The sequence below is a fragment of the Pseudarthrobacter sp. NPDC058196 genome (assembly GCF_042882685.1).
GTDB lineage: Bacteria > Actinomycetota > Actinomycetes > Actinomycetales > Micrococcaceae > Arthrobacter.
The window spans coordinates 191,812-215,010 of record NZ_JBHVVN010000006.1 but is presented as its reverse complement, the minus strand read 5'-3'; the positions used below and the strand labels follow the sequence as shown (position 1 = coordinate 215,010).

General features: G+C 66.4%; 20 protein-coding genes and 1 pseudogene. 12 read left to right on the top strand and 9 right to left on the bottom strand.

What is annotated here, in order from left to right; all coding sequences use genetic code 11:
• The first annotated feature begins 16 nt into the window (after positions 1 to 16).
• The 3 genes from ACFVVC_RS10625 to ACFVVC_RS10615 all read left to right on the top strand — a co-directional run bounded on the left by ACFVVC_RS10625 (position 17) and on the right by ACFVVC_RS10615 (position 4,199).
• Entirely contained in the window at positions 17 to 985 is a 969-nt protein-coding gene (locus ACFVVC_RS10625; RefSeq protein ID WP_387452427.1) for a family 43 glycosylhydrolase, read from the top strand.
• 8 nt (positions 986 to 993) lie between these two features.
• On the top strand, positions 994 to 3,231 hold the full coding sequence (locus ACFVVC_RS10620) for an alpha-galactosidase (protein WP_387452424.1): 2,238 nt from the start codon (positions 994 to 996) through the stop codon (positions 3,229 to 3,231).
• Positions 3,232 to 3,389: 158 nt separating this feature from the next.
• Positions 3,390 to 4,199, top strand: coding sequence for a hypothetical protein (locus tag ACFVVC_RS10615; protein WP_387452421.1), 810 nt, complete (start codon positions 3,390 to 3,392; stop codon positions 4,197 to 4,199).
• An 88-nt stretch (positions 4,200 to 4,287) separates the two neighbouring features.
• On the opposite strand, the gene ACFVVC_RS10610 is transcribed toward ACFVVC_RS10615, so the two are convergent.
• Complete coding sequence (locus tag ACFVVC_RS10610) at positions 4,288 to 5,004, bottom strand: FadR/GntR family transcriptional regulator (protein WP_387452418.1); 717 nt, start codon at positions 5,002 to 5,004, stop codon at positions 4,288 to 4,290.
• 154 nt (positions 5,005 to 5,158) lie between these two features.
• Between ACFVVC_RS10610 and ACFVVC_RS10605 the strand changes: the two genes are divergently transcribed.
• Positions 5,159 to 6,565, top strand: a complete 1,407-nt coding sequence (locus ACFVVC_RS10605) for a gluconate:H+ symporter (RefSeq protein WP_387452415.1) — start codon at positions 5,159 to 5,161, stop codon at positions 6,563 to 6,565.
• Complete coding sequence (locus tag ACFVVC_RS10600) at positions 6,562 to 7,176, top strand: gluconokinase (RefSeq protein ID WP_387452412.1); 615 nt, start codon at positions 6,562 to 6,564, stop codon at positions 7,174 to 7,176. Before ACFVVC_RS10605 ends, ACFVVC_RS10600 begins: the two co-directional genes overlap by 4 nt.
• A 129-nt stretch (positions 7,177 to 7,305) precedes the next feature.
• On the opposite strand, the gene ACFVVC_RS10595 is transcribed toward ACFVVC_RS10600, so the two are convergent.
• Positions 7,306 to 7,800, bottom strand: a complete 495-nt coding sequence (locus ACFVVC_RS10595; RefSeq protein WP_387452409.1) for a nucleoside kinase — start codon at positions 7,798 to 7,800, stop codon at positions 7,306 to 7,308.
• 76 nt (positions 7,801 to 7,876) lie between these two features.
• On the opposite strand from ACFVVC_RS10595, the gene ACFVVC_RS10590 reads away from it, so the two are divergent.
• Together ACFVVC_RS10590 and ACFVVC_RS10585 are read left to right on the top strand one after the other, a co-directional pair.
• Positions 7,877 to 8,629 (top strand): lytic transglycosylase domain-containing protein, encoded by a 753-nt coding sequence (locus ACFVVC_RS10590; RefSeq protein ID WP_387452406.1) that lies wholly within the window; start codon positions 7,877 to 7,879, stop codon positions 8,627 to 8,629.
• 74 nt (positions 8,630 to 8,703) lie between these two features.
• Positions 8,704 to 9,240, top strand: coding sequence for a GNAT family N-acetyltransferase (locus ACFVVC_RS10585; protein WP_387452403.1), 537 nt, complete (start codon positions 8,704 to 8,706; stop codon positions 9,238 to 9,240).
• Positions 9,241 to 9,289: 49 nt separating this feature from the next.
• Here the strand turns inward: ACFVVC_RS10585 and ACFVVC_RS10580 are convergent.
• The 6 genes and pseudogenes from ACFVVC_RS10580 to ACFVVC_RS10555 all read right to left on the bottom strand — a co-directional run.
• Positions 9,290 to 9,553, bottom strand: a pseudogene (locus ACFVVC_RS10580) (beta-galactosidase); the annotation flags it as partial.
• Complete coding sequence (locus ACFVVC_RS10575) at positions 9,435 to 10,169, bottom strand: DUF624 domain-containing protein (protein WP_387452400.1); 735 nt, start codon at positions 10,167 to 10,169, stop codon at positions 9,435 to 9,437. The pseudogene ACFVVC_RS10580 and the gene ACFVVC_RS10575, both read right to left, overlap by 119 nt.
• Positions 10,166 to 11,101, bottom strand: coding sequence for a carbohydrate ABC transporter permease (locus ACFVVC_RS10570; protein WP_387452397.1), 936 nt, complete (start codon positions 11,099 to 11,101; stop codon positions 10,166 to 10,168). The genes ACFVVC_RS10575 and ACFVVC_RS10570 overlap by 4 nt, the downstream gene beginning before the upstream one ends.
• Entirely contained in the window at positions 11,101 to 12,039 is a 939-nt protein-coding gene (locus ACFVVC_RS10565) for a carbohydrate ABC transporter permease (protein ID WP_387452393.1), read from the bottom strand. Before ACFVVC_RS10565 ends, ACFVVC_RS10570 begins: the two co-directional genes overlap by 1 nt.
• Positions 12,040 to 12,048: 9 nt before the next feature.
• Complete coding sequence (locus tag ACFVVC_RS10560; protein ID WP_387452390.1) at positions 12,049 to 13,329, bottom strand: ABC transporter substrate-binding protein; 1,281 nt, start codon at positions 13,327 to 13,329, stop codon at positions 12,049 to 12,051.
• Positions 13,330 to 13,383: 54 nt separating this feature from the next.
• A complete protein-coding gene (locus ACFVVC_RS10555; protein ID WP_387452387.1) occupies positions 13,384 to 14,397 on the bottom strand; it encodes a hydroxyacid dehydrogenase in 1,014 nt (337 codons plus the stop codon).
• A gap of 161 nt (positions 14,398 to 14,558) precedes the next feature.
• On the opposite strand from ACFVVC_RS10555, the gene ACFVVC_RS10550 reads away from it, so the two are divergent.
• From ACFVVC_RS10550 to ACFVVC_RS10540, 3 genes are read left to right on the top strand one after another with little or no spacing between them, the layout of a single operon-like run.
• Positions 14,559 to 16,568 carry a heparinase gene (locus ACFVVC_RS10550; RefSeq protein WP_387452384.1) on the top strand — a complete coding sequence of 670 codons (2,010 nt, stop codon included), beginning with the start codon at positions 14,559 to 14,561 and terminating at the stop codon, positions 16,566 to 16,568.
• Positions 16,565 to 17,710, top strand: a complete 1,146-nt coding sequence (locus ACFVVC_RS10545) for a LacI family DNA-binding transcriptional regulator (RefSeq protein WP_387452381.1) — start codon at positions 16,565 to 16,567, stop codon at positions 17,708 to 17,710. Before ACFVVC_RS10550 ends, ACFVVC_RS10545 begins: the two co-directional genes overlap by 4 nt.
• A gap of 53 nt (positions 17,711 to 17,763) precedes the next feature.
• Positions 17,764 to 19,677, top strand: coding sequence for a DUF2264 domain-containing protein (locus ACFVVC_RS10540; protein ID WP_387452378.1), 1,914 nt, complete (start codon positions 17,764 to 17,766; stop codon positions 19,675 to 19,677).
• A gap of 32 nt (positions 19,678 to 19,709) precedes the next feature.
• Here ACFVVC_RS10540 and ACFVVC_RS10535 read toward each other — a convergent pair whose 3' ends face one another.
• Positions 19,710 to 21,176 carry an FAD-binding oxidoreductase gene (locus tag ACFVVC_RS10535; RefSeq protein WP_387452375.1) on the bottom strand — a complete coding sequence of 489 codons (1,467 nt, stop codon included), beginning with the start codon at positions 21,174 to 21,176 and terminating at the stop codon, positions 19,710 to 19,712.
• Positions 21,177 to 21,409: 233 nt separating this feature from the next.
• Between ACFVVC_RS10535 and ACFVVC_RS10530 the strand changes: the two genes are divergently transcribed.
• Both ACFVVC_RS10530 and ACFVVC_RS10525 read left to right on the top strand, forming a co-directional pair.
• Positions 21,410 to 22,189: an SDR family oxidoreductase gene (locus ACFVVC_RS10530; protein ID WP_387452373.1), complete on the top strand. Its 780-nt coding sequence runs from the start codon at positions 21,410 to 21,412 to the stop codon at positions 22,187 to 22,189.
• 112 nt (positions 22,190 to 22,301) lie between these two features.
• Positions 22,302 to 23,195: an SMP-30/gluconolactonase/LRE family protein gene (locus ACFVVC_RS10525; RefSeq protein ID WP_387452370.1), complete on the top strand. Its 894-nt coding sequence runs from the start codon at positions 22,302 to 22,304 to the stop codon at positions 23,193 to 23,195.
• Positions 23,196 to 23,199: the final 4 nt, after the last annotated feature.

Sequence of the window (23,199 nt, the reverse complement as noted above, 5' to 3'; positions counted from 1 at the left end):
GAATAGGTGCACTACTTTGGCCTTCAGCCTCAAAGACTCATGGGTGTGGGATTTCTGGATAGCCGACGACGGCGACACGTTCCACATGTACTACCTCCACGCCCCCAAGAGCCTGGGCGACCCGGCACTGCGCCACCGCAATGCCCGGATCGGCCACGCCACCTCACGGGACCTGGCCACGTGGGAACCCCACGGCGTGGTCCTGCAGCCAGATGATCCGGAGGCGTTTGATGCAACCTCCACCTGGACGGGCAGCGTGGTCCAGGGCCCCGACGGGCTATGGCGGATGTTCTATACCGGCGCCCGCTTTTATGACACCCACAACATCGAGGCCATCGGTGTTGCGACGTCCCCGGATCTTTACACCTGGACCAAACAACCCGCCGTCGTGCTTAAACCCGACGCCCGCTGGTACGAACGATACGGCGACAGCAGCTGGCCGGAAGAGGCTTGGCGGGACCCTTGGGTCTTCGCCGACCCGGACGGCGACGGCTGGCACATGCTGATCACTGCCCGCGCGAATGAGGGTGAGGACGACAACCGCGGCGTCATCGGCCACGCAGTCTCACCCGATCTCTCCTCCTGGGAAGTCAGCCCACCCCTCAGCCGGCCCGGCTCCGGATTCGGGCACCTCGAGGTTCCCCAAACCGTCGTGCTGGACGGCAGGATCATCCTGTTGTTCTCATGCGGCGTGGATACGCTATCCGCCGGAAAAGCCGCAGGGTTCGACGGCGGCGGCATCTGGAGCCTCGAAACCCGCCATCTCAGTGGTCCCTTCGACGTCGCATCCGCCGCCATAGTCACCACGGCGCCGCTCTATAGCGGAAAGCTCGTCCAGGACAGGTCCGGCCAATGGTTCATGATGGCCTGCCATGACGCCAACAGCGACGGCTCTTTCGACGGCGTCGTGTCCGACCCGTTGCCGGTGCACTGGGATCCCGAACGGGGAGCCCTGACCGCCGTCCCGTCACCCAAGAACCCGTGAGGACTTCCATGCCCACCCACCACCCGGGAGCGATCCTGCACCTGACAGCAGCTGGAGTGTCCGTGGTCCTCGACGCCACGGACGGCCAATTGCCCGCTATCGTGCACTGGGGCGAACAACTGCCGGTGCTGACTGCCGAAGAGGCCAGAACAATGGTAGGAGCCAGTACTCCCGTTACGGGTTCCAGCACCATCGACGTCCCGCCCCGGCCCGGCCTCGTGCCCGGACAGGACTCAGGCTGGATGGGGCGCCCAGGACTGCGCGGATCCTTCGATGGCATTGGGTGGTCACCGAAATTCGAGGTCCACACTGTGGCCCTTGATGGCGCACCTGTGACCGGTTTCGCATCCACCGGAGCAGGTCGAGTGCTGGTTGTCGCAATCGACGACGCGCAACGGTTGCGCCTCGACCTGACGTTGGACCTGCTTCCCGGCGGGCTGATGCGCAGCCGGGCGAAGCTGACCAACCTGCACGAAAAAACGTACGCGGTCGACGACGTCTCCGTGACCTTCCCAATTCCTGCTGAGGCAACGGAACTGCTCGATTTCGCGGGAAGCCACAACTTTGAACGGGTTCCACAGCGCGGAACCCTGCGCACAGGGACGCACCTGCGTGAGAACCGAAAGGGCCGGACCGGCTCTGACAGCGCCTTCATCCTGCACGCCGGAACTCCCGGATTCGGATTCGGCCACGGCGAGGTCTGGGCGGTCCACACGGCATGGAGCGGAAACCACCGCCACTACGCGGAGCGCTTCTTTGGCGATCAGCTGCTCGGTGGCGGAGAACTGCTTCTTCCGGGCGAGGTCCGGCTGGGCCATGAAGATACCTATCAGAGCCCGTGGGTCTACGCCTCCTACGGGACCGGCCTTGACGCCGTCGCCAGCCGCTTCCACGCGCACGTGCGGAGCCGCGAATCTCCCGTATCCGCCGAACGCCCCGTGACCCTTAACGTATGGGAGGCAGTGTACTTCGACCACGAGGAACGGAAACTCATCGACCTGGCGGAACGTGCCGCTGCTGCCGGCGTTGAGCGTTTCGTGCTCGACGACGGCTGGTTCGGTTCGAGGCGCGACGACACCTCAGGATTGGGGGACTGGGTCGTCTCTCCGGATGTGTGGCCGGCCGGACTGCACCCGCTGGTTGACCGCGTCCATGAACTGGGGATGCAGTTCGGGCTATGGTTCGAACCCGAGATGGTCAACCCGGACAGTGATGTTGCCCGCGATCATCCGGAATGGATCATGGCGGCCCGCTCCGACTGGCCCATCGAGTCACGCAACCAGCAGGTACTCAACCTCGGAATCCCCGAGGCATACGAACACGTCAAGAAGCAGATCCTCGCGCTCCTTGCCGAATACACGCTGGACTACATCAAATGGGACCACAACCGGGACCTCATTGAGGCAGGAAGCCAGCTGGAGGATGGACGTGCAGGTGTGCACCGGCAGACGCTGGCGTTCTATGCGCTGCTGGAGGAGATCCGTTCGGAACATCCCCAACTGGAGATCGAATCGTGCTCCTCAGGGGGAGCCCGTGTGGACCTTGGCGTTCTGGAGCACACAGACCGGGTGTGGGTGTCTGACAACATCGACCCCCACGACCGGCAGGCAATGCTCCGGTGGACCGCGCAGCTGCTGCCTCCCGAATACATGGGTTCGCACATTGCATCCGGCCGTTCCCACACGACTGGCCGCCAGCACGACCTGGCGTTCCGCGCCGGTACCGCCGTCTTCGGTCACCTCGGTGTCGAATGGGACCTCACCATCGCCAGCGACGAGGAACTCGACCACCTGCGCCGGTGGATCTCGTTCTACCAACAAGAACGCGGACTGCTGCTCGCAGGGGAGGTGATCCGCATGGATGGCCCGGATTCCAAGGTGATGGTGCACGGCGTTGTCAGTCCTGATCGCTCCAACGCGATCTTCGCGCAAGTGGCCTTGGACAGCCTTTACCCGGACCCAGCCGGGCGCCTCCGCTTCCGCGGCCTCGACCCGGAGGCGAGGTACCAAGTGGCCCCGGTCTTCACCGGACCCACCCCCTCCGGACTCGTCCCGCCGCAATGGTGGGGCCAGCCGACGTCAGCCGGAGGACACATCGGGCGCGCGTCGCTGAGGGCAACCGTCCGGGACGATGTGGGCTTTCCGGGCGCGGTGTTCGCCGGCCGTGCGCTGGAAAAGGTGGGCGTCGCGTCACCCAGAATCCACCCCGACCAGGTGGTTCTGTACCGTCTGGCCAAAGTCGGCTGACCTGGCCGGACACAAAATCCCGACGACGGCACTTACCTGAGTGCCGTCGTCGGGCGCGCCGGGTCCTTCGCCTCTGCTGACGCACCCTGCCAGTTCCTAGCATCGGCACATCAGTTGCGCGCGTCATGGCGCAGCCTTTGGATGGCGAGAGGAAAGCGATGGAGAACAGCTCACGTCCCGGCCCGTTCGGCGCGGCCGTCGTCATGGTTGCGGGGCTGTTGATCCTCACGGCCTGCGGATCCGAAAAGCCTGCTGACACTTCGCCGACCAACGGCAGTGCCACTGCCAAGACGGCGCCTACCAGCGCTGCAGCGCCCTCAGCTGAGCCCACCGCTACGCCGCCGAAGATCTTCACGGACCAGGAACTCATGGCGATCAGCGGCAAGGTGTTAATGCAGCATGGCGGAAGGGCTGAGGACACGGCCATGGTGCGCAAGTCCTACGCCTTGATGCCCCAACCGCCGGCGTCTGCATCGCCATCGTCCATCCTGGGTCCCACCAATCCAGCTGAATGCAACGTATTCCATAGGTCGTGGCAGCACCAGGCGCAGTTGGACCTCTCGATGGGCTTTGCCCTGGGGGAAGTGTTCAACCTTGGTGACCATGGAGTAGGCACGATCCTTTTCGATGTCCGAAGCGCCCCTCGGGAGACCCTCGCCATTGCCGACTTTGATTACAGCCAAGAGCTGATGGCTCACTGCGCCGCATTCGACCAGACGGTGTCCGGAGCAACCGGGCCCCAGAGGTTCACCATCGAAGTTGTCCCTGGCCCGGACATCGGGGAGGAGGCCTACGTCACCAAAGAATCGTTCGACGGGAACAGGATTGCTGTCGGACTCCGGGTCCTTGCCGGAACGGTGTCCCTCGACATGGGATCCAACACAGGGGCGGCGGTAAGTGAGGAAGAGGCTCTCGGTATGATGTCGCAGATAGCCCGGGAGTTCGTCGAAGAGGCGAGGAATCACTGAGCGCCTCCGCGCAGCCGTCCACCCACCACCCATGCTCGGAGCCAGGGGAACCACTGTGGTGAATCCGAATTTCAGGGGACCCGTGCCTCTATCCCAAAATCGCGTCCATTTCCTGTCCCGCGATGTCCACGATGCGTTGCATGGCCGCATGTGCCGCGGCTGGTTCGCTGGCGACAACGGCCCTTGCGACTTCGAGGTGCAGGCGCAGCGGCTCGGGTTCGGGCCGATCGGGCATCAGCCCGTGTTGGGTTCGCCCCGTCAGGACCTCTCCGATCGCTGATTCGAGGTTGAGCAGCATCTCGTTGCCGGACGCTTTCAGGATCAACGCGTGGAATTGGATATCGAGGGGAAGAAAGGCGGCCAGGTCGCCCGCTTCGGCGGTCACTTCAAGTCCCGCCGCAAGTTCAAGCAGCCGGCGCCCGTCCTCGGCCGCTATCCGCGTGGCAGCCAGTTTTGCCGCCAGCGGTTCGACGGCGGAGCGCAGCTCGGTCAGCGACCGAAGCTGGGCTGCCCTGCCGGAGCCGTTCAGCCGCCACCTGACCACCAGTGGATCGAAAACATTCCACTCGGCCTGGGGGCGGATGGATACGCCCACGCTGCGCCGGGACGTCACCATTCCCAGTGTTTCCAGTACACGCAGGCCTTCGCGAAGCACCGATCGCGTGACCTCATACTGCTGCTCCATGTCTTCGGAGCGGAGCACCAGCCCGGTAGCCAGCTTGCCCGACGTAATGTCGCTCCCGAGCCGCTCGACAATCGCAGAATGCCTGCTGACATGTCGAGCGGTCCCTGGTTGAGCAGTCATCGCAGCGTCCCCCTTGGGCCGGAGGCAAGCCAATCTGTTGGCAGCGCCGCCGGGTTCCATAAATCGTATTTAGTGTGTACGGTGATCCACAGCATATTTGGCGGACCGGTCAAAAACAAACAGATCCCGGCGCCGCCCCAACCCAAGGAAAACAATGACACCCCTCCTCCTTCCTGCGGCAGCGCAGCCCTGGAACGGCCACGACACCCAGCTCGTGGTGGTCGCCGCGATCGGCATCGCCCTCATCGTGCTGCTGATCGTCAAATTCAAGCTTCATCCCTTCCTGTCACTGGTGCTCGGCTCGGCCTTTGTCGGGCTGGCGTCCGGCGTCGGCTTCGACAAGGTCATCAGCAACTTCGAAGACGGCGTGGGCAACACCCTGAAGGAAGTGGGCCTGCTGATCGCCCTTGGCGCGATGCTGGGGAAACTCCTTGCCGATTCCGGCGGAGCAAACCGCGTGGTGGATACCTTGCTCGGCAAGGTCTCCCCGAAGCTCCTGCCGTGGGCCATGGCCCTGGTTGCGGTGATCATCGGCCTGCCGATGTTCTTCGAGATCGGCCTGGTCCTCCTGTTGCCGGTCATCGTGCTGGTCGCCCAGCGGTCCGGCGGGAAACTGATGCGGGTCGCGATTCCAGCCCTTGCCGGCTTGTCCGTGCTCCACGGACTGGTCCCGCCGCACCCCGGCCCCCTGGTTGCCATTTCCAGCCTGAACGCTCCCCTCGGCATCACACTGGCCCTCGGCCTCCTGATCGCCATTCCCACCGTCATTATCTGCGGACCTCTTTTCGCGATCTACGCGGCGCGCTGGGTTCCCGTCGACGCCCCGAAGCTGGCCGGCGGTATCGACACCGAACACACGCAGGCCGACCCGGACGCGAAACGCCAGCCGTCCTTCCTCGTCACCCTGCTGACCATCGTCTTCCCTGTCGTGCTCATGCTCCTTAAGGCAATCGTTGACATCATTTCCCCCGATGCCAAGAACCCGAGCGCGGCACGCGTATTCTTCGACTTCATCGGTGAACCGCTTGTCGCCATGACCCTCGCCGTGCTCCTGGCCCTGGTCACCTTCGGCTACGCCGTCGGTTTCTCCGGCAACAAGATCGGCGGCAAGATCGGTGCCTCCGTGGGACCGATCGCCGCTGTGATCCTCATCGTCGGCGCCGGCGGCGGGTTCAAGCAGACGCTGATCGGCGCCGGCGTCGGGGACGCGGTCGCGAAATGGGCTACCGGCGCGAACATCTCGGTGCTGGTCCTTGGGTTCCTCATCGCCGTGGCGATGCGGCTGGCCACGGGTTCGGCCACGGTGGCGACCGTTACGGCCGCCGGCATTGTCGCCCCACTGGCCACGTCCCTGTCCCCGGGGCACGCAGGCCTGCTGGCCCTCGCAGTGGGTGCAGGCTCGCTGTTCCTCTCCCACGTCAACGACGCCGGATTCTGGCTCGTGAAGGAACTCTTCGGCCTGACCGTGGGCCAGACCTTCAAGACCTGGTCCGTGATGGAGACGCTGATTTCCCTCGTCGGTTTCGGCCTGGTGATGATTCTTTCCGTGGTGATCCCATGACGCATGACCCAGTGCCCGCACCGGGTCAGGACCAGCAGCCTGTCCTCGTCATCATGGGAGTGTCCGGCTCCGGCAAATCCACGGTGGCAGGCATCCTCGCCGGCCAGCTTGGCTGGGACCTCGAGGAGGGCGACGACCTCCACTCCCCGGAAAACATCGAAAAGATGGCGTCCGGGATCCCACTGACCGATGACGACCGGTGGCCATGGCTGGACACCATCGCCTCCTGGATCATCGAACACACCATGGCCGGGATACCAGGCATCATTACCTGCTCGGCGTTGAAGAAGGTTTACCGGGACAGGCTCCGGGAAAAGAACGTCGTCTTTGTGCACCTGTCCGGGTCCAAGGAACAGATCGCCCGGCGCCTGACGAGCCGCATGGACCACTACATGCCGGCAACCTTGCTGGATTCGCAGATCGCGACGCTGGAGCCCCCGGGACCGGAAGAACACACCGTCGTCATTGATGTAGGCCGCACCCCTGCAGAAGAAGCAGCCGAAATCGTCCGCCGATTGGGCCTTTCCCCGGCCGCTGGCTCCTCGGCCCTCGGCCACCCCCGGCCCGGCAGTTCATCCGCCGGCGCAGCCACGGCCGGCAGCGACGGCTAACACCTTCTGAAGGACCGAACACAAAATGCAGCGCGCCAGTGGCGCGCTGCATTTTGTGTTGCATGTCCGGGAATTGTCGAGCAGCCGGTGGACGGTTTGTTGATCCCTAATCCGGCATCGCCGGAAGGTTCATGGCCCGCCCGGCACTTGGATCCGCCGCAGGATCTCGTCCACGACGTCGTGAAGCGGCCCGGTGGCGTCGATCGCGATACCGCCAGGCGGGACGTCCTCCCGTGTCCTGTGCAGGTGCTCAATCAGTGCCCGTTCCGCCGGCCGCCCGCCCCACTCCTCATCGGGCCGCCCGTCAAGCCGTCGTTTCAGCGTCTCCAGGTCCACCTCCAGGACGAAGACGCCGTCAAAGAGGTGGATGAACTTTCCGAGGTTCCTTGAGCCGCCGCAGAAAAAGGTCACCGCTTCATTGCGGTCCGCGGCGAGGTCTTCCACGCCGCCCACCCGCCAGATGTGGTGATGATGGGCGGCCACGCCGATGATGCCCACCTGGGGTTCGCCGGTTTCCGGATCACCCTGGTAGGCCAGCTCCCGGTCGCCGTTGATGGCGTGGAAGCCGCGCCGCCGCAATTCGTTGCATACGGCTGTCTTTCCGGTGCCTGAACCACCTTCCACCAGGTAATTCCTTCTGCCCATGCCTGATGGTACCCAGCCGTCAACCGGCTGCGGCCGGTAATGGTTTGATTGGTCAGTGCTCCGTTTCAAACGCTACCTGGTTCTCTGCCTCTTCCTGGTGTGCGTCATTACGGCATTTTCGTTCTGGGCCATCGGGCAGCCGGCCGCGGATGCCCGCGGGGTCTTTTCGCCGCCGCCCCGGGCGGCCGTGAAGCTGGACGCATTGTCCGCCGGCATGACTACGGCGGTGAATGTGACCAGGACCCCGGACGGTAGCTGGCTCGCGCAGGCGGCCGCGCAGACCGGGATCCCCTCCTCCGCGCTCCGCGCGTATGTTGCCGCGGCCGCGACTGCCGACGAATCCAATCCCGGGTGCGGGATCAGCTGGAACACGGTGGCGGCTGTGGGCTTCGTCGAATCGGCGCACGGAACCTACGGCGGCGGGAGCCTGGACAACGGCGGGCAGGCAACGGGCCCCATTGTGGGCCCAAGCCTCAACGGCGCCGGCTTCGCCGCCATCCCAGACACGGACGGCGGGGCCCTGGACGGTGACGCCCGCTGGGACCACGCCGTGGGGCCGATGCAGTTCATCCCCTCCACCTGGAAGATTGCGGGCCTGGACGCAAACGGAGACGGCGTGGCGGATCCGTTCAACCTGGACGACGCCGCCCTCACCGCCGCGACGTACTTGTGCGGCCACGGCCGGGACCTGACCACATCGCAGGGGTGGACGGACGCCGTCTACTCGTACAACCAGTCCGATGCCTACATCCGGCAGGTGCGCGCCCAGGCCACTGCCTATGCCGCGAAGACGGGCACCGCCCCGTAGCACAGGGAGCACGGGCCGCGTTTTAGCGCCGGCCCGGGCAGTTCGTGCACCCGCACGACGGGTAGTCTGGGCGCGTGGACTTCTCCTGTGAACTCGCCAACGGCATCGTGCTCCGGCCCGTCCACCTGTCCGATGCCGCGCCGCTGGCCGCGGCGTTCAAGGCCAACCGCGCCTACCTTGCACCGTGGGAACCGGTCAGGCCCGAGGAGTTTTACACTGTCCAGGGCCAGCATGACGTCCTCACCCGGCGGCTGAAAGACCTCGACGACGGCACCGCACTTCCCATGGTCCTTGTGGGAGGCACGGCAGTCGTTGGCCTGCTGAACCTGAGCTCGATCGTCCGGGGCGCCTTCCAAAACGCCCACGTGGGTTACTGGACCGCCCAGGACGCCCAAGGGGGAGGGCTCATGACGTCCGCGCTGGCCGCGGCCATGATCATTGCCAAGGCCCAACTCGGCCTGCACCGCCTTGAGGCCGCCACGCTCGTCCACAACACCGCATCGCAAAGGGTGCTGGAAAAGAACGGCTTCGAGGCGTACGGCACCGCCCGGGCATACCTACGGATCGCCGGCCGGTGGCAGGACCACCGCTTGTACCAGCGCATCCTCTGAACGGCGACGGCCCGTTCCACGGCACATACGTTTCGATGGTGTTCGGGCCCATCGGCCGCGCCTTGCGGATCCGGTCTGCCCACAGGTCCGGGAGGGCGCGGAAGTAGTGGATGGCGCCGGAGAGGATGCGGAACGGCTCCCCGTCCGGCAGGAAGTCGCGGCTGCCGATGGCAAAGGTGTGCGCGGAGGGAATCCTAGGGAGTGTGCAGGACGGAGGAATAGGCGTAGGCAGCGTTGCTCCAGGCCACGAACAGCAGCGGTGCCGGGGCCAGTGCCACGCCCAGGACCGGCTGCAGCAGGGCCGCGGAGGCAATGATCCCCAGCAGCACCAGCATTGCCAGGCTCAGGTACCAGCGCTGGACGGACAGGTAGAGGGATGCCTTCAACAGGCTTTTCAGCCCCTTGCCGGGAAGGAGTACGACGCCGGCGACCGCCATGACGGCCGCGCTTGCGGCCATGGCGGCGGCCACAACGATCACGGGAACCAGGAGTGCGGCGGCCGGCATGGACTGCACGATGGCCAGGTCCACGCCCAGGAGCAGAAGCACCGCCACGGCCGCGAGCCCCAGCGGGGCCGCCCGCCGGAAGCCGCGCCGGTAGCCCTGCAGGAAGGAGGCCACCGGCTTGGCCGCGGCGCCGTCGTCGTGCAATGACTGGAAGGAGGCGAAGAGGCCGGCGAGCGACGGCGCGACGGTGACTGACAGCGCCAGGAAGAAGGGCCACGCTGCGGCCGGGTCCGCCACCAGGGCAAGGCACAATACCAGCGGGGCGTTGGCGAGCGCCATGAGCACGTTCCCGGCCAGGAAGGTGTAGACGAAGCCGAAGATGCTGGCGAACGCGTCGAACCCGGGGCTGGGGATGCGCCCGGCCAGGCCGCGCCGCGTGGGCGCTCCCGGCCGGGGCGTCTGGTGCTGGGCCACGGAGGTCATCCTTTCATCCCGCTCGTGGCGATGCCCTGGATGAAGTACCGCTGCCCGATCAGGAAGATGGCCAGGATGGGGATTACCGAGATGACGGACCCGGTCATGATCATGGCGTACTCGGCGTCGAACTGGCCTACGAAGGAACGCAGCCCCAGTTGCACGGTCCAGAGCCGGTTGGAGGTGAGGTAGATGAACGGCCCCATGTAGTCGTTCCACGTGTTGACGAAGGTCAGCAGCGCCAGGCTGGCCAGCGCCGGCTTGGACAGCGGCAGGATCACCCTTGCCCAGATCCCGTATTCGCTCAGGCCGTCGATCCGGGCGGCTTCGCACAGTTCATCCGGGATGGTCATGTAGTACTGCCGCATCAGGAACACGCCGAACGCGCCGAACGCCTGGAGCAGGATCAGGGCGTTGAAGCTGTTGGTCAGGCCCAGGTTCTGCATCATGATGTACTGAGGCACCATGTAGGCCTGCCAGGGCACGGCGATGGTGCCGATGTAGCAAAGGAACAGGACGTCCCGGCCCGGGAAACGGACCTTGGAGAAGCCGTAGGCTGCCAGCGATCCGGTGAGCACCTGCAGGCAGGTGATGATCACGGCCAGGTACAGCGAGTTCTGCAGGTACCCCATCATGGGGATCCTGGTCCAGATGTCCGTGTAGTTGCTCCACACGAACTCGCTGGGAATCCACTGGATGGGCACCGTCAAGACCTGGTTGTTTTCCTTCAGCGACGAGGAAACCATCCAGATGAACGGCACCATGAGTGCCACCACCAGGACCACCAGGGCGGCGTAGATGACAAGGTCTGTGGTGCGTTTTTTCTGCTCCCGCGGTGAACGGCGGCGTTCGGTGCGGCGGTCCTCTTCGGCGGTGCTCGGGGGAAGCCCGGTTCCCAGGAGCCGGGACTCGGCCTTGAGGTCTTCGGCCATGTTGGTCATCAGCGTTCCCTCCGCTGTTGGATCTTGAACTGCAGGACGGTGACCGTCAGCACGATCAGGAACAGTACGAGCGAGATCGCGGACGAGTAGCCGAACTTTCCTTCGCCGATGCCCTCCTGGTAGATGAGCTGGGACAGGACCGTGGTGGAGCGGCCGGGACCGCCGGTGGTCATCACCACGATCAGGTCGAAGACTTTGAAGCTGGAAACCGTCAGCATGACCACCACGAAGAATGTGGTGGGCCGCAGCGACGGAATGGTGACGTTCCAGAACCGCTGCCAGGCGCTGGCGCCGTCAACCTCCGCTGCCTCGTAGAGTTCCGCGGGGATGGCCTGCAGGCCCGCCAGGTACAGAACCATGTAGTAGCCCATGTCCCGCCAGACGCTGGTGATGATGACGGCGGGCAGCGCCCAGTCCGAGCTGGAGGTCCAGCCCGGTGCGTTGGCGATGCCAATCGTGTGCAGGAACTGGTTGATGGGTCCGTTGTCCGGGCTGAAGAGCATGTTCCAGACGACGGCGACGGCCACCAGGGAGGTGATGTACGGGAAGAAGATGGCCACGCGGAAGAAGCCGATGCCTTTGAGCTTGCGGTTCAGGAGCATGGCCAGCAGCAGGGCCAGGGCCATGGTCAGCGGCACGTGCCCGATCGCGTAGACCACGGTGTTCCGCAGGGCCACCCAGAAGGAGTCGCTGGCCAGCATCCGCTGGAAGTTGGCAAGCCCCACCCATTTGGGGGCACTGAAGGAGGACCATTCCATGAAGGAAAGGGCGAACGCGGCCAGCACCGGGATGAGGGTGAAGGCCAGGAATCCCAGGAAGTTCGGCAGGATGAACGTCCAGCCGATCAGGGTGTTGCGCCGCGCCTGTTTCCGGTTGCCGCGGCCGGGTGCCGGGGCTGGTCCGGGCGCGACGGCCGGGGTGATGGTTTTGGTTGTCATGGCTGCCTGTTACTGGCCCAGGACTTCGCTCTTGACACGTTTGCCCATCTCGGCGATTCCGTCGGCAACCGACTTCTCGCCGACCATGATGAGGTCGTGCTCCTGGTTCAGGATCTTGTCCGTGGCTGCGGACTTGTCGCTGACGGGCATTTCCAGGGCGGTGTTGTCCGGTGCGAATGCCTTCTTGGACAGGGCATCGGTGGGCATGCCATCGAGCTTGAAGTAGGCGTCCGTCACTGCGTTGTCCTGCAGGGCCGGGACCACGCCCACCTTGGAGATGGCCTTGGCTCCTTCTTCGCCGGCGGCCCACTCGATGAACTTCCTGGCCTCGTCGGAGTGGGTGGCGTTCTTGTTCACGGCGAAGGCGGTGGGGGAGCCGAAGGTGGTGACTTTGCCGTTGGAGTCCTTCTGCGGCATGGGTGCCAGGCCCCAGTTGACGTTGGTCTTGCCGTCCTTCTTGGCCTGCAGCAGGCCGGCGATGTACCAGGTGCCCATGGGCATCATGGCGGCCTGGCCGCTTTCGAACATGGTGCGGTAGCTGGTCTTCTGGCTCTTGGCCGTTGCATAGTCCAGGGTGGCGCCGCTCTTCTGCAGGTCAAGGGCCATGGTGTATTGGTCCTTGAAGTAGCTGTAGTCGCCGCTGTTCTGGTCCTTGCCGTTCTGGGCCGCGGAGATGGCTTCCACCACGGAGCGCCAGATGTGCTGGTAGGTACCGTAGACCTTCTTGCCGTCGGGGGCGGTGCCGCTGAGTTTCTTGGCGATCCCGGCGTACTGGTCCCAGGTCAGGTCCTTGGGGTCGTCGATGCCGGCCGCCTTGAAGAGGTCCTTGTTGTAGTAGAGCAGCCAGAAGTCCTGGCGGTAGGGGGCTGCGTAGTACTTGCCGTTGATGTTGAAGGCGTCAAGGGTTGCCAGTTTGTCCTTGCCTACGGTGTCCACCACGTTGTTGATTTCCTGCAGCTGCCCGTTGTTGGCGTAGCGGGCATAGTCGATGACGTTCTTCATGGTCAGGACGTCGGTTGTGTCGCCGCCGGCCAGCATGGTGGTGACTTTCTGCGGGTAGTCGTCGGCGAGGATGTCTACGGGTTCGATGTGGACGTTGGGGTGGCTGGCTTCGTAGCCGTCGAAGAGGGCCTTGAATTCCGGTGTCCCTGCGTAGTTCCACACGGATACGGTCAATGTGGTCTTGCCGTCCTGGGCCTGCGGTGCCGTGCCTGCGGCCCCGGCGCATCCGGACAGGCTGAGCCCTGCGGTGACGGCCAGCGCCATAGCGGTGAAAGTCCTGCGCTTCATTGCGTTCTCCTTTAAGGTTTTGGTTGTGTGCCGTATGCGGCGTGAGGTTGTTGTTCAGGCGCTGAGGGAGAGGTCTGTTGAGACCACTTGCGCCGCGAGTTGCTGCCCGGTCAGGTAGCGTTCAAGGTCGTTCAGTGCTGCATCGGACATCCTCCGGGTTTCCGTTCCCAGGGAGCCTGCGATGTGCGGGGTGATCTCCACGTTGGGAAGGTCGTAGAGAATCGAGTCCGCCGGGAGCGGCTCGGGTTCGGTGACATCCAGCAGGGCCTGGATCCGGCCTGTGGCGCACTCGGCTTCGAGGGCCCTGGTGTCCACCAGTGAACCCCGCGCGGTGTTGATCAGTGTGGCGTGGTCCTTCATGGCCTTCAGCTCGGCGGCCCCGATCATGTGGCGGGTCTCCGGCAGGGCCGGGGCGTGGACCGTCACGATGTCCGAAGATTGCAGCAGCTCATGCAGGGACACCAGCTTCCCGCCGGCGGCCGCCACGGCCGCGGGGTCCGCGTGGGGGTCGCTGACCAGGCAGGTCACGTCCTGCAGCTGCTGGACCAGCCGGACCACCCGGCGGCCGATGCGGGAGAACCCGATCACGCCGATCACCCGGCCGATGTTGCCCAGTTCCCCGCGCGACGTGGCATAGCCCCAGTCCTCGCGGTGGATCCGTGCGTCGTTCGCGAGCACGTGGGCCTTCTTGCCGGCCAGCACGATTGAAGCGAAAGTGAACTCGGCTACCGGGATGGCGTTGGCGTCGGCCCCGTTGGTCACGAGGATGCCGCGTTCCCACAGCTCCGGGGTGACGAAACTGCGAACGGTACCGGCACAATGGAACACCGCACGCAGGCTGGGCATCCGTGCCAGGGCAGGTGCATCGAGGCGGGGCACCCCCCAGCTGGTCAACAGGATCTCGACGTCGGCCAGGTGGCCGGCGAACGCCGGGTTGTCCAGGGAATCGGTCCACGGAGTTTCGGTTAGGTCCACCAGGCCCGCCAGCCGGTCGAGCCGCACGGAATCGAACTGGTCGGCAAATGTTCCCTGGTTCATGACCAGCAGGGCCTTGGGTTTACGCGACATTCGGGCCTCCTTTCTTCATTGGTTGGAGAGCGGATCGGACCGCTGTTCATGTCTTGCATCACATCTAACAATCAGTACATACTCATGAACAAGACAGAACAACCAAGACAATCCAGATCGTTCTTAAACGATCAAGATCGAACAATAGAATCGATTTTTTGATGCCAGTTCCGCTGACCCCCGCCGTGGCAACGCCGCCCGGCGCCCCCCTTGCGTCGGCTTGGGGAACGCACGCCCGCCCGGATGAGCTGCTGCGCGCACTCGATGGCGCAAAGGCCCGCATAACCGTCCGTCCGGCAGGAGATCCAGCCTGGGGCTCTGTGGCAGGCACCAGCCTGGCGGCACTGCAGCATCACGCCGTCCTGGAACGCGGAACCGCCTGGCCGCAACCGCTGGTTTCGCACTACGCGCGCTACTTCCGTGACGGCAACCGCACCGCCTACGAGGACCTGGTGGCCGCCCGGCAGCAGAGGCTCACCCGAGCCGTGGTGATGGCCCTGACAGCTGCCGACCGTAATGAAGCCGACGAGTGGCTTGATGATGTCGTGGACGGCGCCTACCTCCTCTGCGAGCAAAGCTCCTGGTCCTGGGCGGCACACGACGACGTATTCCGCTGCTCCGGGGACGTGGTTCCGGACCGGGGGCGGCCGTTCCTCGACCTGGGCGCCGGCGAGGTGGCTGCCCAGCTGGCCTGGCTGGACCACGTCCTCGGTGCCGGCCTGGACAGCCGGGCGCCCGGCCTGCGGAGGCGCCTCCGCGAGGAAACCCACCAGCGCGTGATCCGGCCCTTCCTGGAGCGGCTCGACTGGCACTGGCTGGGCCTGGACGGTGATGTCCACAACTGGAACCCGTGGATCCATTCGAACCTCATCGCCGCCGCGCTGTTCCTGGTGGACGATCCCCGCCTGCAGGCCCGGGTCCTGGCCCGTTGCATCGAGGGACTGGACCGTTTCCTGGCTTCCATCCCCGCGGACGGCGCCATCGACGAAGGATTCGCCTATTGGTGGAATGGGGCGGGGCGGGCCTTGGAGGGCCTGGCGCTGCTGGAGGAGGCCACCGCCGGCGTCCTCGGTGCCGGCTTGCCGGTAATCCGGGAGCTCGTCGCCTTCCCGCACCGGATGCACGTCGGCGGCACCTGGTTCCTGAACGTGGCGGATGGTCCCGCACGCGCTGCCGCGGCACTTCCGTGGGACATGCTCCACCGCTGGGCGCTGCGCCTGGGGGACGATGACGCGGCACGGCAGGCGGCCTCGATGATCGCCGGGGCGCCGGATGCGGCCGCCGGGCTGGGCCGTGTCCTGCACACGCTGTTCCGGAGTGCACCACCGTCCGAGCATCACCAGGGCGTACAGGGCTCCTTCCCGCTGGTGCCGTTCACGTACCTGCCCTCCGTCCAGGTCATGGTCGCCCGGGAAACAGCAGGTTCCACCCGCGGCCTGCTCCTGGCCGCCAAGGGCGGCCACAACGGCGAGCACCACAACCACCGCGACGTCGGATCGGTGGTGGTTGCCGTGGACGGCACCCCCTTGCTGGTTGACGCAGGCCAGCCCACCTATACCGCCAAGACGTTTGGTCCGGACCGCTACGATATCCGCGCCATGCAAAGCACCTGGCACAACGTCCCTGCCCCTTTCGGCATGGAACAGGGAACAGGCAGCGGGTTCGCCGCCGAGGTCCTTGAGCTGCCCACGGCGGAGCAGCCCGGCCTTCAACTCGCACTGGGGGCGGCCTACGGGCTGCGGCCGCACCAGTGGATCCGTACGTCCACCTTGGACCGTGCCACGGGCCGGGTCATCATTGCCGACCGCTGGGACTTCCCCGCGGGCCCGCACAGTGGAGGCTCGCGCACCTCAGCACCGGACGGGCCGGCGTCCGACGTCGACATCACCTTCCTGGCGGCCGGCACCGTCCGCGTCGGTCCGGGGGGCAGCGCGGCCGTCCACCCGGCCGGTATTCCCGGCACGGACTCCGGACGCGCCGGGAATACCGCGCGGGGAGCCGCCTTGCGCTGGGAGCCTGGATCCGCCGTCGTCCTCGTAGACGAATGGCACCTCGAAGACCCGCTGCTGTCCGCCGTCTGGGGGTCGAAACTCACCCGCCTGCGCTTCCGCGCACCAACCTCGCCCGGCACCCCAGGCGCATTCACCCTCACTGTGGAGGCAACACCATGAGTCCTGAACGATCCGCCGGCGCGGAAGGAAAATCACTGTTTTCGCTGCAGCGCCGGGAACGGCTTTTGGAGGAGCTGCGCGCCCACGGCGCCATCACCGTCAGGGACATTGCGGCGAGGCTCGGGGTCAGTGAGCTGACCATCAGGCGCGACGTGAACACCCTGGCGGATGAAGGGCTGGTGTCACGGGTCCACGGGGGTGCCACGCTGCCCAGCCCCCTGGACCGCACCGCGGCGGGCCGGCCGGCAAACCACAGCTATTCGATCGGCATGGTGGTCCCGTCGCTGGACTACTACTGGCCGCAGGTGATCAGCGGGGCGCGTGCCGAAGCGGAAGTGCAGAACCTCCGGATCCTGGTCCGCGGATCCGCCTACGACGCGGCAGACAACCGGCGGCAGGTCCAGGCGCTCCTGGATACCCAGAACATCGACGGACTGATCGTCGCACCGGACATGGGCGGGGAGCACGGGCAGGAACTGCTGCGGTGGCTCAACGCGCTGCCCATACCGGTGGTGCTGGCGGAGCGGCGCTCGCCGCCCGAGGTTCCAGCGCACCGGCTCGAGTGGGTGGCCACGGACCATGCCTTTGGCGCCGGCATGGCCGTACGGCACCTGTGGCAGGAAGGACACCGGCGGATCGGTTGCCTGACGGACTCCTCCAGTCCCACCAGCCCGCACGTCGTCCGGGGCTGGCAGCAGGCCCTCACCGCACTCAAGATTCCGGTCCGGGGAGCGGTCCTTGAAGACTCGGTCAAGCAGGTCAACGGTGAACGGGCAGAGCATTTCGACCAGGTGCTGGCACTGTGCGCCACAACCGGTACCACCGCCATGCTGGTGCATTCGGATACCCAGGCGGTCGCGTTCGTCCAGCACTGCGTGGACCGTGGACTGGCCGTGCCGGGGGACCTCGCGGTGGTGGGATACGACGACGAGGTGGCCTACCTCGGCGAACCCGCCATTTCAGCTGTCCGCCCGCCCAAGCAGTATGTAGGCAAGGTGGCGGTGCAGCTCATGGCCGCCCGGCTCGCCGAAGGCCGGGTGCGGCCGGTGCACCGGGTGGAATTGAATCCCGACCTGATCCTGCGTGACTCATCCGTGGGGGCGCCGCACGCTGCCACCGGTGTCCTGCTGGACTCGCCGTAAACATGATGCCGCCCACTGCCCGGCCCGGGGCAATCCACTCAACCTAGGAACCCATGCCTGTCCCTGCACGTCCCGTCGCCCTTCTCCTTCCCCCGCTGGACCGGGAATTGTCGCCCTTCACCGGCCTCACCCGTGACCACTGGTGCGCCTACGCGGACCACCTGTTGCGCTCGGCGCACAGATTCGCCACCGACGACCACGCCAACCTGTTCCTTCCGGGCGCCACCAGCGCCTACGGCCGCCGAAGCGACTCGCTCGAAGCATTCGCCCGGACTTTCCTGCTGGCCTCCTTCCGGATCGCCGGAGACCCCGAGGGCACCCGCTGGCTCGCGGACTGGTACGCGCAAGGGCTCGACGCCGGCACCAACCCTGCCAACCCCGACCGGTGGCCCACGCCGGGCGAACTGGACCAGGCCAAGGTGGAAGCCGCATCGCTGGCCGTAGGCCTGGCCCTGACCCGCGATCTCCTCTGGGACACGTTGTCCCGCCGGGTGCAGGAACAGCTGATCGCCTGGTTCGAGACGGTGATTGGCGAAACTTATCCGCCGATCAACTGGGTCTGGTTCCAGATCGTGGTGGAGATCTTCCTTGCCGGCGTTGGCGGCAGGTCTTCGGATGCGGATATCGACGCCGGCCTGGCCGTCCACGACTCGCTGCACCGCGGCCACGGCTGGTTCGCCGACGGGCCGGAGCGCGCGTACGACCACTATGTGGGCTGGGCCTTCCAGGTGTATCCGCAGTTGCTGCAGCTCATGGCGCCCGGGGATCCCCGGGTGCAGGCGCGGGCGGCGCTGGACGGCGGGCGGCTGGCGGACTTCCTCGACGACGCCGTCCACCTGGTGGGGGCCGACGGTGCGCCCCTGGTCCAGGGCCGCAGCCTGATCTACCGCTTTGCGGCAGCGGCCCCCTTCTGGAGCGGCCAGCTGCTGGGCCATACCCGGTTGAGCCCGGGTGTTTCGCGGCGGGCGGCGTCCGGTGTCCTGGGCTATTTCATGGGCCGCGGGGCGATGAACGACGACGGCCTGCTCACCATTGGGTTCCACGGCGAGTTCCCGGGAATGAAGCAGTCCTACTCCGGCGCCGGTTCACCCTACTGGGCGGCCAAAGGGATGCTGGGCCTGGCCCTTCCGGCGCAACACCCGGTGTGGACCGCCGTCGAGGAGCCGTTGCCGGTGGAGACCGGAGACACCCGGCTGTTCATCGCCGCCCCGGGCTGGCAGGTGGATGGCACGGCAGAGGACGGCGTGGTCCGGGTCCGCAACCATGGAACCGACCACGCGAACCCCGGAACCCGGGTGGCCGACTCACCGCTGTACGCCCGCCTGGGCTACTCCACGGCCACCTTCCCGGACCTGGAACCCGAGTCCCTGGACAACGCGGTGGTGTTCGCTGATTCCGACGGGCGGCTGACGCACCGCACCGGTTTTGAGTTCCTGGGCCAGTTCTGCGCCGGCGGGGTGCAGGTGGGCGCCTCCCGTGCGGCCACGCACTGGATCACCCTCGATCCCAACGGCGGTCCGGACCATGGCAGCGGAGCGGCCGGGACCGCCACGCCCGGCCCGGAAGCGACAGTGGTTTCGGTGACGCGCGGTGCCGTCGAACTGCGCCTGGTGCGTGTGCGCGGGGCGTCCGGCGCGGGCGCACGGCTGCTGATCGGGGGGTGGCCGGTCCCCGCCGGGTCCACGCTCAGCAGCATCGTCCGTCCCGTGCACTGGGGGCAGGACCTTGACGACGCCGGCACCTGGCGGTCGGACACACCGCACCCCGTGGGGGAGCATGTGGCCATTCCGTGGGCCGGCACGGCCGGTGCCGCGGCGGACGGGGATTACGCGGCCGTCGTCGGACTCGGCGGGAACGGACTCACCGCGGAACTGGACGCCGCCCACTTCCGCCGGGATGGCCTGTTCGTGTTTGCCGACGGCACCGCCGTGGACCCCACCGCCGTGTGGGCGCAGCTCCGGCCTTAGGTCCTGGGTTTTCCACAGGGGCCAACTGCACCTCAGGACGTTGCGGCGCCCTCGGCCGGATGTGCCGCGGGTGGCGCAGCGTTCTCGTGCGGTACGGCTTCCGATCCCGGCGTGGCCGCTGCCGCGGCGGGCTTGATGTTCTGGTTCACGTGGAAGAAGTTGTCGGGGTCGTACTTCGCCTTCAGGTGGGCCAGCCGCGCATAGTTCGATCCGAGGGTGTCCTCGATCCGGGACTGGTCGTCGGCGTCCTGGAAGTTCAGGTAGCCGCCGGGCTCGGAGAACTCGTGCAGCGCGGACCAGTATTCCCGGACCCAGGCAATGTTCCGCTCGTTCTCTGCCGGGTCGGGCCACTGCGCCGCGATGACCGGTGCGAAGTCAACGTCGCGGTACGCGAAAGCGGTGGCCTCCGGCGCCACCCGCTGGACCGCCCCGTCGATCGGGTAGAAGTGGTTGGCGGAGTGGACGCTGGGAATACCCGGTGCGTACTCGACGGCGGTACGTAACGCCTCTTCGCTGAGCGTGCGCAGGAAATCAGCCTTCCAGTAGCCCTGCAGGCCCGGCACGCCGCTGAGTCCGTCGAACATGATGTTCAGCGCCGGATACGGCATGGGTGCGAAGAAGCTGCCAAGCACCGTTCCCGCGTCAAGCATCGGCTGCCAGTGTGCCGGTCCCGCGTCAAGGTCGCCCGTCCACATGCCGGCAATCACGGCCACCGGCTTCCCGTGCCATTCCTCGGGAAGGAACGGGACCGGCGGTCCCTGGTGGAATCCCAGGAAGGCCCCCATCTCGTCGGGCTCGGCGGCGATCCACTCCCGGTAGGCAGCGCCCACTGCGGCCCCGGCCGAGGCGTCGAAGAACATGATGCCCACGTGCACCATGTCCACCGGGTGCAGCCGGAATTCCATCGACGTCACCACGCCGAAGTTGCCGCTTCCGCCCCGCAGCGCCCAGAAGAGGTCCACATTCTCTTCATCGCTGGCCGTGACGAAGGTACCGTCGGCAAGGACGACGTCCGCTGAAGCAAGGTTGTCGCAGCTCAACCCGTACTTCCGGGAGAGGTAGCCGATGCCTCCGCCGAGAGTGAGGCCGGCGACGCCGGTCGAACCGATAATCCCGCCGGTACTGGCCAGGCCGAATGCGTGCGTGGCGTGGTTGTAGTCCGCCCACGTGGCGCCGGGCTCCACCCGGGCCAGCCGTGCCGCGGGGTCCACGCGCACGCCGCGGCGGGCCGAGAAATCAAGGACCAGGCCGCCGTCGACCGTTCCAAACCCCGGGGCGCTGTGTCCGCCGCCGCGCACGGCGACCTCAATCCCGAGCCCCCTGGCGAACCGGACGGCCGCCAGGACGTCCGCTACCTGCGAGACCCGCAAGACTGCTGCCGGACGGCGGTTGATCATGCCGTTGTAGACGAGGCGCGCAGCGTCATACTCGGCGTCGTCCTCTTCGATGACCTGCCCGCGGACCTGTTCGCGGAGCACGTTGAAACGTTCGCTACCCATCACAACTCCAGATATTTCGTGCGAAGACCAGGGGCAGCCGGCTCCATACAGGGCCCAGCGGGGGCCAGCATGATGATTCTTTCGGTATACGCCTGGCCCCCGGCAGGGTCAAGGGAGCACGAGCAGCCATCGGACCGGTCCGCCCCGTTGGGGCCGTTGGACCCTGTCCTGCCCGCCAGCACCCCCTTTACGGTGAAACCGCACACGGTCACCGCAACGCGCAAGGGGATCCCATGACCCGGATATCAGTCGTCACAGGCGCCGCCTCCGGCATCGGCAAGGCAACCAAGGAACTGCTGGAGCAGCGGGGTGGCCGCGTCATCGGCGTGGACATCCACGGCGCTGAGGTAACCGCCGACCTCTCCACCCCCGCAGGGCGGACAGCGATGGTGCAGGGAGTCCGGGACCTGGCGGGGCAAGTGGACGCCGTGTATGCGGTGGCCGGCCTGGCCACCCCCACGCCGGCCACCGTGGCGGTGAATTTTTTCGGCACCGTCGCCACCCTCGATGGCCTGCGCCCGCTCCTGGGCGGATCCCCGGCCCCGCGAGCAGTGCTGGTTTCCTCGATGGCCGCCCTGATGCCCAGCGACCCCGATCTCGTGTCCCTCCTCACGGCAGGGGATGAAGCGGCATCGCTTGCCCGTGCCGAGGTCCTGGGCCGGGAACCGGAAACCACCGGGGGACTCATCTACGCCTCCACCAAGCTGGCGCTCTCACGCTGGGTCCGGCGGCAGGCTGCCACCCCGCAATGGGCCGGCGCAGGCATCCCGCTCAACGCCGTCGCCCCCGGCATCATTGCCACCCCCATGACGGCAGGCCTGATAGAAACAGCCGAAGGCCGCGAAGCCCTCCTCGCGATGGTGCCGATGCCGTTGAACGGCATCGCCGAACCGATCGCCGTCGCCCGCCTGCTGGCGTGGCTCGGCGGCGAGGAAAACACCCACCTGTGCGGCCAGGTGGTTTACATCGACGGCGGGAGCGACGCCGTCCTGCGCGGGGACTCGGTCTGGTGACCCCGAAGCCGCCCGGGCTGCACGGCGTCCCGGCCTGATCCACGGCCCCGGCGCGGGATAGGCGCCGCACCGGGGCGTGGGGCTATCGTGGTGCCTATGCGAAGGTGCGCCGATGGCTGAGGGACTGACGACCGGCACCTTGGAGTGCCTGTACACGGGAACAGTCTGGGCTGAAGGGCCGCTGTGGGTACCCTCGACGCAGACCGTGCGCTGGAGCGACATTCCCAACAACCGCATCCTGGAATTCGACCCCGCCAACGGCACTGTCCGCGACTACGCGCAGAACGTCGAATTCACGAACGGCCGCACGCTCGACCACGATGGCAGCGTGGTGCAGTGCAGCCACGGACGGCGCCGGGTGGAACGGGACAGGGACGGGACCGTGAGCAGCCTGGTCGATTCCTTCAAGGGCCACCGGCTGAACTCGCCCAACGACGTGGTCATTGCCCGCGACTCCTCAATCTGGTTCACCGACCCGCCCTATGGCATTCTTCCCGGAACCAGGGAAGGGCACGAGGGGGAGCAGGAATACGGAGGCTGCTACGTGTTCCGGCTCGACCCGGCGTCCGGAAACCTGGACGCCGTGATCACCGACCTCATGCACCCCAACGGGCTGGCGTTCTCCCCGGATGAGACCGTCCTGTACGTGGCGGACACCGCCGGGCCCAGCTACGGGGTGCCGCTGAGGATCGTCAGCTACGAAGTTCGCGGCGCCGCCTGCGGGCCCGGCCGCGTCGCAGTGGAACTGCCCGACGGCCACGCAGCCGACGGACTTCGGGTCGACGTCGAGGGCAGGATCTGGACCTCCGCAGGCCCAGCCGTCAGGGTCTACTCACCATCCTTCGAGTTGCTGGCTTCCATCGACGTCCCGGAAACGGTCTCAAACCTGTGCTTTGGCGGTCCGGACGGCCGGGACCTCTACCTCACCGCAACCACAAGCCTGTACCGGATCCGCACCAGCACCAGCGATGCGGCCGGCCGCACCATTCCACAAACCCACCCCTGAACGT

Coding starts and splice junctions, on each gene's coding strand:
- ACFVVC_RS10610 (WP_387452418.1), bottom strand. CDS start 5,004: ATGACTGCTCAACCAGGGACCGCTCGACATGTCAGCAGGCATTCTGCG.
- ACFVVC_RS10575 (WP_387452400.1), bottom strand. CDS start 10,169: ATGACCTCCGTGGCCCAGCACCAGACGCCCCGGCCGGGAGCGCCCACG.
- ACFVVC_RS10530 (WP_387452373.1), top strand. CDS start 21,410: ATGACCCGGATATCAGTCGTCACAGGCGCCGCCTCCGGCATCGGCAAG.
- ACFVVC_RS10555 (WP_387452387.1), bottom strand. CDS start 14,397: ATGTCGCGTAAACCCAAGGCCCTGCTGGTCATGAACCAGGGAACATTT.
- ACFVVC_RS10545 (WP_387452381.1), top strand. CDS start 16,565: ATGAGTCCTGAACGATCCGCCGGCGCGGAAGGAAAATCACTGTTTTCG.
- ACFVVC_RS10620 (WP_387452424.1), top strand. CDS start 994: ATGCCCACCCACCACCCGGGAGCGATCCTGCACCTGACAGCAGCTGGA.
- ACFVVC_RS10540 (WP_387452378.1), top strand. CDS start 17,764: ATGCCTGTCCCTGCACGTCCCGTCGCCCTTCTCCTTCCCCCGCTGGAC.
- ACFVVC_RS10600 (WP_387452412.1), top strand. CDS start 6,562: ATGACGCATGACCCAGTGCCCGCACCGGGTCAGGACCAGCAGCCTGTC.
- ACFVVC_RS10560 (WP_387452390.1), bottom strand. CDS start 13,329: ATGAAGCGCAGGACTTTCACCGCTATGGCGCTGGCCGTCACCGCAGGG.
- ACFVVC_RS10565 (WP_387452393.1), bottom strand. CDS start 12,039: ATGACAACCAAAACCATCACCCCGGCCGTCGCGCCCGGACCAGCCCCG.
- ACFVVC_RS10535 (WP_387452375.1), bottom strand. CDS start 21,176: ATGGGTAGCGAACGTTTCAACGTGCTCCGCGAACAGGTCCGCGGGCAG.
- ACFVVC_RS10605 (WP_387452415.1), top strand. CDS start 5,159: ATGACACCCCTCCTCCTTCCTGCGGCAGCGCAGCCCTGGAACGGCCAC.
- ACFVVC_RS10615 (WP_387452421.1), top strand. CDS start 3,390: ATGGAGAACAGCTCACGTCCCGGCCCGTTCGGCGCGGCCGTCGTCATG.
- ACFVVC_RS10525 (WP_387452370.1), top strand. CDS start 22,302: ATGGCTGAGGGACTGACGACCGGCACCTTGGAGTGCCTGTACACGGGA.
- ACFVVC_RS10570 (WP_387452397.1), bottom strand. CDS start 11,101: ATGACCAACATGGCCGAAGACCTCAAGGCCGAGTCCCGGCTCCTGGGA.
- ACFVVC_RS10550 (WP_387452384.1), top strand. CDS start 14,559: ATGCCAGTTCCGCTGACCCCCGCCGTGGCAACGCCGCCCGGCGCCCCC.